This window comes from Lactobacillus sp. B4026, assembly GCF_026535825.1.
Classification (GTDB): Bacteria; Bacillota; Bacilli; order Lactobacillales; family Lactobacillaceae; genus Lactobacillus; species Lactobacillus panisapium.
In genome coordinates this window covers 78,877-93,465 of sequence record NZ_JAFNPD010000004.1, presented here as the reverse complement: position 1 = coordinate 93,465, position 14,589 = coordinate 78,877, and the positions used below count along the sequence as shown (strand labels likewise).

Sequence of the window (14,589 nt, the reverse complement as noted above, 5' to 3'; positions counted from 1 at the left end):
GAAATTTTGATGAAGATTAAAGCAGCTGTCGTTCAAAAAATGGGTAGCCAATTCGAAATTGAAGATGATATCGATTTACACGAAGTTGGCCCAACCGATTTGCAAATTCATATGGTTGCTACCGGTATTTGTCACTCAGATGAAGCCTTGCGCAAGGGTGATTCCAGTGTTGGTTATCCCGTAATTTTAGGCCATGAAGGCGCTGGAATTGTTGAAAAGGTCGGCAATCAAGTTAAAAACTTCAAAGTTGGCGATCACGTAATTTTGTCGTTTTATGCGGACGGAATTTGTGATAATTGTCTCAAAGGTATTCCTACTCAATGTCGCCACTACAGTGACTATAACTTATCAGGCGTCCGGGCTGATGGTGAAGATCATTTTCAAAAAAATGGTAAACGAATTTGTGACATGTTTAATCAATCATCCTTTACCACTACTACCGTAGTTGATCAGCGCAATGCAGTTAAAGTTGATAACAGCGTTGACTTACGTAAAGCCGGTCCTCTTGGCTGTGGTTATGTTACAGGTTCTGGAACCGTCTTTAATACTTTGCAACCTAAACCTGGCGATACAATTGCTGTCTTTGGTACGGGCGCTGTTGGTCTTGCTGCCATGATGGCCGGCTCAATTAGTGGCTGCACTAAGGTAATTGCAGTTGATGTTGTTCCTGAACGGCTAGAATTAGCTAAAAAATTAGGGGCAACAGCAGCAATTAACAGCAAGACAGATGACCCAGTTGCTAAAATAAAAGAGCTTACTAATGGCTATGGCGTCGACTGGACCGTTGATACTACAGGGATTAGCGGTGTAATCAAGAATGCAGTTGATGCCTTAGCACAAGGCGGCACCTGCGCGGCAATTGCAGTTACTGCTCAAAATCTCACTGTTTCTACTTGGAATGATCTATGTGTCGATGATAAAAAAGTTGTCGGCGTCAACATGGGGGACGCAATTCCACAAGTTGACATTCCACGACTGCTTGAATTTTATCAATTAGGTAAATTCCCATTTGACGAAACCGAAAAGTTCTACAAGTTTGAAGACATTAATCAAGCAAATGCCGATTCAATTTCTGGTAAGACGATTAAGCCCGTATTAATTATCGATCCAGATTACCAACCAGAATAGCTAATCTGTCATATGACAATACTAAAAAACGTTGAGAAAAAACTCTCAACGTTTTTTGGTTTAGTCTGAAAAATCGCTTTCTCCTCAAATCGAAATTCATGCATAAACCAAACAAGGTGCGGATCAGATCGATTTTTCAAACTATAAATTCAAACTAAATATTAACGTACGTAATCCCAATAAGAGCAAGAAAACTAGTACATTCTGTTTAACCACTGACAAGCGATATGTCATAACAAACACTAATACTAACCAGACTATTATCATTACCAACAATATTAATAGTGAACTAATAAGATTACTTATATCAAAAGCAGTTAAGTGGACTATGACAAATAAAAGTAAATACGAATATTCTTTAGGAGCTAAGCCCCTTATTAAAGCCTGCAACTTGGGTTTACGCACAATAATAAAAGATTCGATTGAATTTCTTTCCATTCGGGGCAGGATAATCGTGACATAATCAAAAACAAAATTATTAGCGCTTATTAATGCCAGTTTCATTGGACTTCTAATCCAGCCAAAACTTGCCTGCACCAATTGAGGTAACTTTAAATATACCGTATTCCAATTTTGCCTAGCCAGCAAAATGATTAACGCAGAAATAACGGCATAAATAGTGAAAGAATATTTTTTATTCATTAAGCAAAATTCCATTTTGTAGTGTTAAGTCCTGATCATAGTTAATCTCGTCAATTTGATCATGACTAGCAATTATTACTGTTTTATTTTCCTGTTTCAGTCGATTTAGGAGGGTCAAAAATTGCCCAATACTTTCTTGGTCAATACCGCGTGTGGGCTCATCAAGTAATATTATGTTTTGCTCCTCCATTACCGCTTGAATAATACCTACCTTTTGACGCATACCTACCGAATATTTCGCGATAGCCTGGGAATCATCAGGATCAAGCTCAAATTGTTGTAATAAATTTCTTACCCGCTTTTCATTAAAACGATGATTGAGGTTAGCTAGAAAATGCAAGTTTGTCATAGCAGATTCATATTCCAAAAAACTAGGATTTTCAATTAGTGCCCCTATGACATCACCATGATCTAGCTCTACTTTTCCACTATCCGCTTCTAACAAGCCAGTAACAATTTTAAAAATCGTCGATTTACCTGAACCATTAATTCCCGAGATATGAATTAGTTGGCCCGGTTTAGCAATCATAGATACGTTTTTTAAAACCGATTTACGACCAAATGATTTTTTAATTCCTGTAATTTTTAACATTTTGATCCTTCCTTAAAAGCCGCCTTGTATATGGTGTATAATGCGATAAACCTCATCATACATAGGACTATAATTTATTAAAAGTTTCTTCTCAATATAGTAGTGATATACCAAATCTAGGATAATCACTAAAATCAAGAATAAATATGGATAACGTGAATTATAAGCTCCCACCAATAGCCAGAACAAAAATAATAGGACAGCTATATGCAAAACTATCAGTGCTGTACCCAATAACGGATTGCCATACTTAAATAATGGATGATCTGAAAAGAAATACGGTACAAACAAGGCTACTAAAAATAGTGTGCAATATATTGTACCTAATTCCAGCAGCTTTAATATCATTAAATTTGTCTTTTGTCTGACGCCGACGAGTAATCTAATCCGGTGAAAGGTTAACACATGGTTATAAAATAAAATTAAAATTACTGGTTGTAGATATAACGAAACAAAACTTAAATTAAGGTATTCGTTTGGAAGTTCCATCGTCTTAGCGGGATTTCTTAATAAAAGATTTATCGCGCCAGCTAAGCCAATTAACATGATTACAAGGCCAATTAGCATTAATCGACTATTTACTCGTTTTAATTGTTTCATCTGTTAGCCTAACTTTCTTTTTCTTTTATACCAAGTAGTAACTAACGTAATTGTCACTAATAAATACAAAATCACAGTAACGAAGAAAATTAAGTAGCTATTTAAGATAGGTATCCGGCTACCCAAGGCAAACTGGCCTGGAGCCAGTATTGTAAAAGGAAAGGAAATATTGGCAATTGTATACCAAACAGGGTTTTGGAGATTACCCAATAATGCAAACAAGATCAAAGCAATTGCTATAATAGGCCCCATTATATAAAAAAGTGCATTCTTTTTTACAAAAAGCCCAACGCTAAAAATTAGTACTGCGAAAATACCCCAGCCGATAGCAGCAAAAATAATATAGAAAATGACATCAATTAGTTCATTAGAAGAAAAATATCCAGGTCGCGCATCCCGATAAATCTGTGCAGGCTGCATTTGAAAGACTAATGGATAATAGAACCAATTAATTAATCCTAAACGGTAAATATTAGTAAAGACTGAAATTAATGTTGCGACTAAAAAACTATTGGTAAGCCCCTTTTTCAAAAAAGCAGAATAATCAATTCGTTGCTGCACATCAGCGAACATACCATTATTTTTCAAATAAATGTAAAGGCCTGCTCCTAGAGTTGGCAACAATGCCATCATAACTATTTCGACAATAACATTTTCATCCCAACCATTGGGTTGCAGCGAAAAGAAAAGCTGTACTGAAGCATCAGATACTTTACCATTTTTAGGAAGGACGCCTAAATTATCATTGATACCTGCGAATACTTGCCAAGTAATTAAAAGCAAATAAAGCAAGATACTTATAATAATTATTCTTTTTGTTTTCTTTAGCATTATCAATCACCTTTACATTTTGTGTACCTGATCATATAATTAAAAAAGGGGGAATCTCCCCTTCATTAATAAATGTTTTTAAATGTAATATTTTTTTATTTATAATCTGCACTAAAGTGGAATTTAGGTCTGGTAGTATTAATCTCAAATTCACTAGATCTTATGCCACCATAATAATGTTTATTAATAGTTCCAGAATTGTTAGCTGCATGTGTAGTTCTATTTAGGTATAAGCCTACCGTATTTGATCTAGGTACACTGGCATTGTTTACTAGTCGGACCTTATAGCCAAGTGCGGCAGGTATTGCATCGCCATTAAAGGAAGCATAATTTGAATTAGTTTTCTTTACATTAGAATATTTACTACCACTTCTACTCCAACTACCAGCTTTATGTACATCAATGGAAACAATTGTCCATGTACCTTTACCTTTTCTCACGTCAATGCCAGTAGTCTCTTCTTCTGCTGGATTTTTATCCGTGCTCGTATTTGGATCATTATCTGTGCCTGTAGCAGCAGCTACTACTGATGTGCCCCCTACTGATAAAAGAAGAGCAGCAGATAACATTAACTTACCAAAAAAATGATGTTTTAAATTTAACATTTTTATTACCTCCTACTAATATTTCTATTAAACAATACAACTATATATATTACTCAAGAAACATTTTTAATCTATGCCTCTTGATAATTTTAGTTTACAACAGGAAAAATTAATTTTTTCCTACTTTTCCCAAATTTGAGAATCAAATTCTATATTTTTATAGAGTTTTGTTAGTATCATTATATTGTTTTCTAAATGATATTTGAGGTCTTTCATTTCCAGATAATCTAACACATTGTACAGGGCTTTTAATTGTGCTGTCTCATCTTCCTCAATAAATTTGATTGCCGAATCTAAAAAACTAATTTCAATTTTTTCTAGTGAGTCATAATCAGAAAAAATGAGTGATTTTACTTCAAATAAGATTTTTTTGGCATAGATAATATTTTTTCTTAATAATGCATTTGTCGCTTCAAGCAGGGCTTGTAATACTATATGGCGAAAACTGCTCTGTTCAAGATTTTCTTGTTTTGCATAGTCAAGTAAATCATAAGCAAACTTATAAGCTTCTTTCCCATTTAAAAGCATTACGACATTTTTAAAGAAGAAAATATTTTCATAGTTCCAATAATCATTTTCAGCGATGATATTAGAAAAATACAATCTGAGTTTTACTTGTACACGCTTTGGACAAATGCTTTTATTAGTGTGTTTTTTATAGAGGTCACATGCAACTGCCGCCTCAAAGAAAGCTTTTTCATTTAACGGATCTAATTTACAAGATTTCAAAGTATCAAGTGCATATTTCTTTAAAAGCGAAGTTTGACCACGAACAAAAGCACTCTGAATCTTTTTAATATTTACTCCTAAATAAGAAATCTCACTATTTTCTATAAATTCATCCGGGTATATGTTGTTTTGATCAAGTAGTTTTAGAACATTTCCCCAAGATAGATTATCGTAGCCTAATTCCCAGCGTGCTAGACTTGATTTTGAAATTACTCCAGTAGAAGCTTTAACCAAGCTTAAGCGTTTAAGCTTTCTGATGCGTCTGAACTTCTTTCCATAAGTCTCATCTCTCATCAATGTACCTCACTGTTAGTTCATATTTAACGAATTGCTTTATAAGATATATATTAGCGTATATGCAAAATCATTGCCATCATTTATAACATTTTTTAATTTTCTAATAATTTTATACTGAATAAAAAATAGCTAAAAGTATTAATGCACCTTTAGCTACTTTATTTTTTAATTTTTACCTCGTTGACTGCCTGCGAATCAACTTAGGCTTAAGCATTGCCTCGCCTTGGGGTGAGCCGTCTTGCTCAATTTTTTGTAACAGCATCTTAGCCAATAATTCACCCATCGCAAAAATTGGTTGCTTGACCGTTGTTAATTTTAAATTTGAAACCTGATCTAAAAAGACCCCATCATAGCCGATTACGCCAAAATCTTCGGGTACCTTGGCCCCTTCGTTCAGTAGTTGGCGTACAACACCAATTGCAATCCGATCGCTGGCACAAACAAAGCAAGTATCGTGTTGAAACTTACCGAAATTTTCCTTGATTATTTTCTGGGCCGCATGGCTATGATTAGGTATCCTGTATATTTGCGGAATTAATTTATTTTGCTGTAATGTGTTAACATAGCCTGTTTCACGTGAAACTTCAAACGGCTCCCGAACATCGATACCAATAAAGATAACATTGCGATATAAACGCGATAAGGCATATTTAGTAGCAATTTCGCCACCGAGCTGATTATTGTTATCAACAAAATCAAAACCGCGATGATTTTCACCAAAAAGAACGAACGGCTTAGCTAGTTCGTCAAACAAACTATAATCAGATGACCGCGCACCAGTAATTAAGTAACCGTCAAAATTACCTTCTTTGATTTGCTTGCGATCAGTGACTAGCTGGATAGCATATTGCTTTTTAGATAAACCTTGAGCAATACCGAAAAGCAGGTTCATGTAATAGGGCTCAGTTGTATCAATATCTTCAAGCGTAACGAACTTAACGACATTAGTCCGGTTATTTACTAGGGCTTGTGCGACATAATTCGGTTGGTAATTTAATTCCTGCATGGCCCGTTCAACTAATTCACGTAATTCATCTGTCACTTGTTCGGGGTGATTAATGACTCGCGAAACCGTCATCTTTGAAACGTTGGCCTTTTTAGCGACATCAAGCAAAGTTACCACTGATTTATGCCCCTATTCTAAATACATTTGCCTTAATCTTGCCAAGTCGGCATCATTAAAGCCCAATTCTTTTTTAAAAAAGGTATCAAAGTCGCCCCAGCCACCACGGACAGTCTCGGTAATGCCACGAATAGCGATCCCTTCGCCTTTGGTTACATTCATTTTGGCAACCATCTGTGAAATTTCGTCATTGCTTGGCAATTGGCGTGAAACGGCGAAGTCATATAATTTGTTAGTTAATAAATAGTCACGAGCAATTGTATCGTCATCAACACCTAGTGCCATTAAAATCAAAGCAGAAACCATTCCCGTTCTGTCCTTACCGGCACTGCAATGATAAACAAGAGCTTCGTTAGCAGGCATTGCTAGTAATTCACTAAAAATGCGGGCAAACATCTTACGACTATGCTCACTAAGCAAAGTCTGTTGGTAAATTTGACCAATAAAATTATTGCTTAAATCCGGAATATGATGAAGAAAACGATAAATTTTGTGACCATTGGGTCGGTCCTCAGGGTTTTCTGAATAAACCGGTAAATCAAGATAATGAACATTTGGCCACGCTTTGTCCGGTGAAGAATGTTTTTCGTATTGTGAACGTAAATCACAATCAATTGTGACATGCAATTCCGTCAATTTTTCTTGATCAGCTTCCGTTAGGGTACTAAGTGAATCGGAGCGATAAATTTTATTCCACTTTATCTTTTGGCCATTTTGATTTTGGTAGCCACCAACATCCCTAAAATTTAACGGACCATCTAATTTAACAATTCGATCATGTGCCAATTTTCTCACCTCACACTACTGTATTCATACTTTTATTCGCCGTGAGCAAATACTTGGGTTGCCTTGACCGCACGCTTCCAGCCTTGATACAGATGCTCACGTTCTTTTTGTCCCATTTTGCTCTCGAAAGTCTTGCCTACAACAAAAATATCTTTCAGTTCGTCAACATCTTTCCAGTAGCCTACTGCCAAGCCTGCTAAAAACGCAGCTCCCATTGAAGTCGTTTCAAGCGTCTTTGATCGTTCAATTTTAGTACCCAATATATCAGCTTGGAATTGCAGTAAGTAATCATTATTTGATGCCCCACCGTCTACACGTAATGTTGGGATCTGTATTCCAGAATCAATTTGCATGGTGTCAACTACATCACGAGTCTGGTAAGCAAGTGACTGCAAAGTTGCCTTGATTAAATCATTGTTACTTGTTCCACGTGTAACGCCAAAAACTGCACCCCTAGCTTCGGAATCCCAGTAAGGCGCGCCTAGTCCAGTGAAGGCAGGTACAACGTAAACCTCATTTTCTGATTTGGACGCACGTGCCGCCTTTTCGGATTCCGCCGCCGTTTTGATCATCTTCATTGAGTCACGCAACCACTGGATTGCACTGCCAGAAACAAAGATTGAGCCTTCTAAAGCATAGTTAATTTTGCCATCAATCCCATAAGCAATCGTTGTTAACAGGTTGTTATCAGACTCTGTGGGTTCTTCTCCTGTATTCATAACAATAAATGAACCCGTGCCGTAAGTATTTTTAACCATCCCTTTTTTCAGGGCCAATTGACCAACAAGGGCGGCCTGCTGGTCACCAGCAATCCCACAGATGGGTACCTTGCCGCCAAAAAAGGTGTAAGACTTAGTGTAGCCGTAGATTTCTGAATTCGATCTTACCTCCGGCAACATCTTTTTCGGAATATTAAGTAACTCAAGGATGTCATCATCCCATTTTAGGTCATGGATATTATAAAGCATGGTTCTTGAGGCATTCGTGTAATCGGTAACGTGAACTTCGCCATCAGTTAATTTCCACAAAAGCCAAGTATCAATGGTGCCAAAGAGCAAATCACCCTTTTCGGCTTTTTCTTGCGCACCTTCAACATGATCTAAAATCCAGCGAATTTTAGTTGCACTAAAATAAGGGTCAATAATTAAGCCCGTTTTCTTATGGATCATTGAACTATAACCGTCAGCTTTAAGTTTTTCAGCTAATTCAGTAGTTTGTCGCGATTGCCAAACAATTGCATTGTAAATCGGTTTACCGGTTTTTTTATCCCAGATTACCGTGGTTTCACGTTGATTAGTAATGCCAATGCCCTTGATTTGCTCCGGACGAATACCTGAATTAATAATTGCATTAGCAATTGTGGTTTGAACAGCATGCCAAATTTCCTCAGCCTTGTGTTCAACCCAGCCAGGCTGGGGAAAATATTGGGGAAACTCTTTTTGCGAGGACGAAACTTTATGCCCCTCGTGATCAAAAATCATTGCGCGTGTTGATGTGGTACCTTCATCAATTGCCATAATGTAATTTTTTAACATAATGTATCCTTCCTTAAGAAAGCGGTTCACTATAATTTTACTATTTGACCCTATTTTTACAAGAAATAATTATAGCATTACCCTTATTTTAAGTTATACTGTGAACATAAAGTTTCGATTAAAATGAGGATCCATAATAATGAAAAAAGAAATTATCACTTTAACTATCGCTGGCAATGATAGCGATGGCAGCGCTGGAATGACAGCCGACCTGCATTCGTTTTATGCCAGACAGGTGTACGGTATGGGGCTCTTAACGGCTGCTGTTGCTGGCAACACTACCGGTATTTACGCACAAGAAGTAATGCCAGTGTCATTTATTCAAAAGCAATTTGACGTCCTAAATGACGATTTTAAAATTGCCGCTTTAAAAACGGGAATGCTAGCTAATAAAGAAGTCATCGCCTGTGTAGCTGCCAATTTGCGCAAATACGATATGGGCAAAATTGTGCTTGATCCCGTGATTATGACCAAGCACGGGGACACGCTCTTGGATGATGATGCTTACCAAGCTTTTTTAGACGACTTAATGCCGCTTGCTGATATTATTACGCCCAACTTTTATGAACAACAAAAGTTAACGGGCATGCAACTAGATACTAAGGAAGAAATTCACCGCGGCGCCGAAAAATTGCAGAAGATGGGTGCTAAAAACGTCTTGATGAAGGGCCGGCACGATAATGCTGCTCAAAGCGAAGTAACCGATATTCTCTTAGCTGAAGACGGTCAATTCTACGAATTTACTAAGCCATTTATCAACACAGAAAGAATTAACGGAACTGGTGACACTTTATCCGCAGTTATTGCCGCCGAACTGGCTAAAGGCCGGTCAATTATTGCCAGTGTCCAAACGGCCAAAGACTTCACCTACGAAGCAATTGCCCACCCAATTGAAGTTGGCTCTAAGTATGGCCCGATTAATCACTTTGCGGCGCAGGAAGATACGAAATAATTACATAATTTCGGCAATTACATTACTAATTAGTACATAATTGTTCTGCTTTATTTTGACAATTCACACGGTCAGAATTTTAGCGGAACAATTTTTTCTTAAACAATTAATCTTATAACGTGTTTGCTTATTTTATGTAAGTTTTTTTAAAAACGAGAAAAATAATTATCTTTTGCCCCTACTGCGCCTTTAAGATATACTTTAACAAGATAGTAGGAGCTGATGCACAATGGCAAGCAAGACAATTAAAATTGCATACTTATATGAAGATTTAATGAATACCTATGGTGATTCCGGTGATGTCAAAATCATTCGGTTTTTACTTAAAAAACAGGGCTATTCTACTCAAATAGACAATATTTCCTTAGGTGATAAGTTCGATGCTTTTGACTATGACTTTGTCTTTTTTGGTGGTGGACAAGACTTCGAACAAACCGTCATTGCCAAAGACCTTCCACGTCATAAAGAAACTTTGACAAAGTATATTAATGACGGCAAACCAATGCTGGGCGTTTGTGGTGGCTATCAACTGGTTGGAACGTATTATAAGACCAACTCAGGCGTTACCATCAAAGGACTAGATATCTTACCTTTCCATACCGTATTTAAAGCTGATAAACGAATGATTGGCGACACCCGCTACATGAGTGAATGGGGTGAAGTCAGAGCCTTTGAAAATCACTCGGGACAAACTTATTTTGACGATCCCGATAAATTGCATCCTTTGGGCACAATGATTGAAGGCTACGGCAACAACCCCCAAGATCACGTTGAAGGTCTGCGCTACCGCAATTTTATCGGAACCTACTCTCATGGCCCAATCTTAAAAAATCTTAACGTGGCAAATGCTATCGTTAAGATGATTTTAGAATGGCACGATGAGCGCATGAAAAAAGCAGCGGCTGATAAGGCGGTATAATCGTTTTTAACGCTCATTAATTTAAGAAAATTCAGGCAGGTGATATTTGTGGCAACGGCAAAAGATGTCGCGGCACTAGCTGGTGTGTCAATTGGTTCAGTTTCGAATTATCTCAATGGCAGGCATCAAAGAAAAGCAACAGCTGAAAAAATCAAAACAGCGATGACGCAATTGGATTATCATCAAAACATTATTGCCAGTGGACTGAAGAAAAACAAAACCATGTCAATTGGGATTGTTATCAATCAGTTAACTGACTTTTTTTCTATGTCAATTGTTTCCGCTATCGAAGCTTATGTTGAAAAGTTCGGCTACAGCATCATTGTGTGCGATTATCATGATGATAAAAAGCGCTTGGAACAAAAGATTGATTTTCTACTAAAACGATCAATTGACGCAATTATTGTTTTTCACCAAGATCAATCAACGCCAATGCTTGAAAAAATTGCTAACAACAACATCCCGATTGTTGCTATCGATGCCCCCATTAATGGTCTTAAGACTGATGTTGTAGTCGTCAATAATTACTACTCTTCTAAAGCAGGCGTAAATTATTTGCTTAAGAAGGGCTACCGTCATATTGGCATTATCACCGGCTCATCTGAAAACTATATTGCGCAAAAAAGGCAGCAAGGTTATGAAGATGCCTTAAAAGAAAATGGTCTCACTGTAAAAAATAGTTATATTTGGTCGGGCGATTATACCATCAAGTCCGGATATGAAGGCTTTAACAGGCTGATTAAGCAAAATCCAAATCTCGATGCCATTTTTATCATTAATTACTACATGTCTTTAGGTGCCATTAAGGCCTACCGGGAAAAAAATCACCAGCCAAACATTGAGTTTCTTGTCTATGATCATTTCTTCGTGAATGATCTTTTCTTTCCAGAAATCAGTTCAATTGAACAGCCTGTAAAACAGATTGGAACCACTGCTGGCAAACTGGTAATTACCAAGCTAACCAACCCTGACGAAACAAGTTGTCAAACAGTTTACTGCCGTAACATTTTCCACCAGATGTAGAAAGCGCTTGCTTTTTTATCAACATGAGAATATAATTTAGCGTGAATTTGAAATGATTCATTTTTTTAAAGAAGTACAGACTGCTTACTTTAAAAAGGCGGACTTTTTAGATTTTTTATTTTTTAGCTAAACTTGAACCGATTCAAGTTAAGGAGGAAAGATTATGAATATTTTATTAGCCTGTGGTGGCGGTATGAGCTCATCTATTTTGGCAACTGCTTTAACTAAAGAAGCTGCTAAAAACCAGCAAAATTGGCACGTTCACGAAACCAGCATTGACAAGGTAGCTGATGACCTGAACGAAGGCGACTACCAATTGATTTTGCTAGCACCCCAAGTTTCTTTTAAAAAGAAGGACTTTGAAGAAGAAGCCGAGCAAAAACATGCCAAATTTATTTTAATTCCAATGACGATGTACAACCCAGCTAAAGTAGATAAATTGTATGAACTAATTATCAAGGAGACAAAATAATGAACTTCGATACAGTTTCTGCAAAAATGGGCCAAATAGCTAACAATCGCTATTTAACCGCTATTAGAGACGGAATGTCGGTTATTATTCCGGTATCAATTATTGGCTCATTTTTCACTATTTTACTGAACTTGCCAATTGATGCTTGGAAGAATTTTATTCAGCCATATGCCGCAATGTTATCCGTACCAATGTATTATTCCATCAACTTGATGGCAATTTACTGTGTATTCTCGATAACTTCACATTTAGCTAAATACTATAAGATTGACCCAATCTCAACTAGTGTTTTAGCTGAAATGTCTTTCTTTATTCTAGCAATTGAACCAATTGTACTAGATAAGGCTAAAGCTGGCATGGCTCCTGGCACTTACATGTCAATTAGCAATATGGGTGCTCAAGGACTGTTTACTGCCATTTTATGTGCTATTTTCACCGTTGAAATTGTGCGCTTTTTCACCGAGCACAACTTGGTAATTAAAATGCCTGACGGTGTGCCTGCAGCAGTTGGTAAATCTTTCAGTGCCCTGCTACCAGGAATCTTAATTATTGTGATTTCGTTTGTGCTAAAAGAACTCTGCAACTTAGACATCAACAAGATTTTGATCTGGATTTTCTCACCGATTGGCTACTTTGGTCGTGACACATTCTTATCAGCAATCGTGCCCGTTCTTTTAATTACCATTATCTGGTTGTTCGGGGTTCACGGAATGGTTATTGCTACACCAATTCTCTACCCTTACTGGTATGCCAACTTAAATGCCAATGTTACCGCTGTTGCTCATGGTCACGCTCCAGTTCACTTCATGACCGAACAATTTTTCCAATGGTTTGTTTGGGTTGGTGGTGCTGGTGCTACTCTTTCACTGGCAATCCTGTTATTAGTTTTAGGAAAATCTAAATTTAGTAAAACAATGGGTGCTGTCACTATCGTGCCCGCTATTTTCAATATCAATGAACCCCTGATTTTTGGTATTCCAATCATCATGAACCCGTATTTTGCCATTCCATTTGTCTTAGCGCCAACCGCAATGGCAGCTGTAACCTACGTAGCAATGAAGCTGCACTTAGTGGCTTATACAACAGCCGTTGCGCCTTGGACGCTGCCCGGACCAATCGGTGCTTGGATGGCAACCGGCTTTGACTGGCGCGCAATCGTTTTATGTCTTGTTAACATTCTGATTTCTCTCATTATCTATTACCCATTCTTCAAAATGTTTGACAACAACCAAGTAAAATTAGAGAAAGAGGCTCAGGAAAATGAAGGGGATCTCAGTTTATCCGAACAAAACTAAAGTCGATGACTGTCTTGAATACATTGATCGTGCTGCTCAACTTGGCTACCAAAGGCTTTTTACAAGCTTATTAGAGCTAAATGATGACAAAGAAACGGTCTTACAAAAGTTTAAAACCGTTTTAAGCTATGCCCATGAAAAAGGGATGTGGGTCAGCTTAGATGTTAATCCGGGCCTTTTTACAAACTTAAACATTAGTTACAATGACCTGTCTTTTTTTAAAAAACTAGGTGCCGACATCGTACGATTAGATTCAAATTTCGATGGTATGCCAGAGTCAATTATGACTTATAATTCCGAGAACTTAACGATTGAGGTCAATATTAGTAATGATACTGGCAATATTGCGAATATTCTCACCTACCGACCGCTTAAGGACAAAATTATCGGTTGTCATAATTTTTATCCGCAACGCTACACGGGACTAGATACAGATTATTTTTTAAAGACTACACGGAAATATCATGACCTAGGTTTGCGGACAGCCGCTTTTATCTCATCAAACCATGGTGCAATTGGACCGCATCCCTATAATGCTGGTTTACCAACGTTAGAAATCCACCGCGGTTTACCCCTTGAAAAACAGGCGCAGTATTTAATTAATACCCAGCTAATTGATGACATTATTATTGGGAATGCATTTGCCAGTGATGACGAATTAGTTAAAGTAGCCAACTTGGAGGCAAAAATACCACAATTTTTTGTCAAGTTTGCCCCTAACGCAACCGCTTTGGAAAAAGAAATTGTCTTAGCTAATTTGCACTTTAACCGGGGAGATATCAATAGCTATGCGATTCGTTCAACCTTCGTTAAGCTGAAATATAATAAACGCGACATACCGGTCAATAACCCTGTCAACACTTTGACCCGGGGAATGATTACAATTGGCAATAATGACTTTGACCAGTACAAGGGCGAGCTTAACATTGTCAAGCAGGAAATGGACAACCATGACCACCGCAAAAACGTTGTTGCGCAAATTGTCCCTAGTGATTTGCAGTTTATTGCCTTCATTCAACCATGGGACAAATTTAAGTTTATTGATGTAGATAATTATTAA

The 14,589-nt window shown here is 37.4% G+C and carries 16 protein-coding genes; 7 read left to right on the top strand and 9 right to left on the bottom strand.

All coding sequences use genetic code 11. The features are described 5' to 3' along the window. Window positions 1-9 precede the first annotated feature (9 nt). Window positions 10-1,128, top strand: coding sequence for an NAD(P)-dependent alcohol dehydrogenase (locus J3U69_RS05150; protein WP_220220318.1), 1,119 nt, complete (start codon window positions 10-12; stop codon window positions 1,126-1,128). 141 nt (window positions 1,129-1,269) lie between these two features. Here J3U69_RS05150 and J3U69_RS05145 read toward each other — a convergent pair whose 3' ends face one another. The 9 genes from J3U69_RS05145 to glpK all read right to left on the bottom strand — a co-directional run bounded on the left by J3U69_RS05145 (window position 1,270) and on the right by glpK (window position 8,868). Then, window positions 1,270-1,770 (bottom strand): hypothetical protein, encoded by a 501-nt coding sequence (locus tag J3U69_RS05145; protein ID WP_103752533.1) that lies wholly within the window; start codon window positions 1,768-1,770, stop codon window positions 1,270-1,272. Next, window positions 1,763-2,362: an ATP-binding cassette domain-containing protein gene (locus J3U69_RS05140; RefSeq protein ID WP_220268672.1), complete on the bottom strand. Its 600-nt coding sequence runs from the start codon at window positions 2,360-2,362 to the stop codon at window positions 1,763-1,765. Before J3U69_RS05140 ends, J3U69_RS05145 begins: the two co-directional genes overlap by 8 nt. Window positions 2,363-2,374: 12 nt before the next feature. Next, window positions 2,375-2,962: a hypothetical protein gene (locus J3U69_RS05135; protein WP_267413264.1), complete on the bottom strand. Its 588-nt coding sequence runs from the start codon at window positions 2,960-2,962 to the stop codon at window positions 2,375-2,377. A gap of 3 nt (window positions 2,963-2,965) precedes the next feature. Next, window positions 2,966-3,793 (bottom strand): hypothetical protein, encoded by an 828-nt coding sequence (locus J3U69_RS05130; RefSeq protein ID WP_267393555.1) that lies wholly within the window; start codon window positions 3,791-3,793, stop codon window positions 2,966-2,968. 95 nt (window positions 3,794-3,888) lie between these two features. Further along, entirely contained in the window at window positions 3,889-4,398 is a 510-nt protein-coding gene (locus J3U69_RS05125) for a hypothetical protein (protein ID WP_267413263.1), read from the bottom strand. A gap of 120 nt (window positions 4,399-4,518) precedes the next feature. Beyond that, window positions 4,519-5,421 (bottom strand): helix-turn-helix domain-containing protein, encoded by a 903-nt coding sequence (locus tag J3U69_RS05120; RefSeq protein ID WP_267413262.1) that lies wholly within the window; start codon window positions 5,419-5,421, stop codon window positions 4,519-4,521. A 175-nt stretch (window positions 5,422-5,596) separates the two neighbouring features. Further along, window positions 5,597-6,547: a LacI family DNA-binding transcriptional regulator gene (locus J3U69_RS05115; RefSeq protein WP_267413261.1), complete on the bottom strand. Its 951-nt coding sequence runs from the start codon at window positions 6,545-6,547 to the stop codon at window positions 5,597-5,599. 12 nt (window positions 6,548-6,559) lie between these two features. Continuing rightward, window positions 6,560-7,333, bottom strand: a complete 774-nt coding sequence (locus tag J3U69_RS05110) for a tyrosine-protein phosphatase (protein WP_103752538.1) — start codon at window positions 7,331-7,333, stop codon at window positions 6,560-6,562. A gap of 32 nt (window positions 7,334-7,365) precedes the next feature. Next, on the bottom strand, window positions 7,366-8,868 hold the full coding sequence (gene glpK / locus J3U69_RS05105; RefSeq protein WP_103752539.1) for a glycerol kinase GlpK: 1,503 nt from the start codon (window positions 8,866-8,868) through the stop codon (window positions 7,366-7,368). A 139-nt stretch (window positions 8,869-9,007) separates the two neighbouring features. Between glpK and thiD the strand changes: the two genes are divergently transcribed. From thiD to J3U69_RS05075, 6 genes are all read left to right on the top strand, one after another. Beyond that, entirely contained in the window at window positions 9,008-9,820 is an 813-nt protein-coding gene (gene thiD, locus J3U69_RS05100) for a bifunctional hydroxymethylpyrimidine kinase/phosphomethylpyrimidine kinase (protein ID WP_410476861.1), read from the top strand. Between the two features lie 229 nt (window positions 9,821-10,049). Continuing rightward, window positions 10,050-10,739, top strand: a complete 690-nt coding sequence (locus J3U69_RS05095) for a type 1 glutamine amidotransferase (protein ID WP_220220326.1) — start codon at window positions 10,050-10,052, stop codon at window positions 10,737-10,739. Between the two features lie 48 nt (window positions 10,740-10,787). After that, window positions 10,788-11,762 (top strand): LacI family DNA-binding transcriptional regulator, encoded by a 975-nt coding sequence (locus J3U69_RS05090; protein WP_267413260.1) that lies wholly within the window; start codon window positions 10,788-10,790, stop codon window positions 11,760-11,762. Between the two features lie 163 nt (window positions 11,763-11,925). Continuing rightward, window positions 11,926-12,234, top strand: a complete 309-nt coding sequence (locus J3U69_RS05085; protein ID WP_220220328.1) for a PTS sugar transporter subunit IIB — start codon at window positions 11,926-11,928, stop codon at window positions 12,232-12,234. Continuing rightward, window positions 12,234-13,529 carry a PTS sugar transporter subunit IIC gene (locus tag J3U69_RS05080; RefSeq protein WP_220220329.1) on the top strand — a complete coding sequence of 432 codons (1,296 nt, stop codon included), beginning with the start codon at window positions 12,234-12,236 and terminating at the stop codon, window positions 13,527-13,529. Before J3U69_RS05085 ends, J3U69_RS05080 begins: the two co-directional genes overlap by 1 nt. Then, on the top strand, window positions 13,495-14,589 hold the full coding sequence (locus J3U69_RS05075) for a DUF871 domain-containing protein (protein ID WP_267413259.1): 1,095 nt from the start codon (window positions 13,495-13,497) through the stop codon (window positions 14,587-14,589). Before J3U69_RS05080 ends, J3U69_RS05075 begins: the two co-directional genes overlap by 35 nt.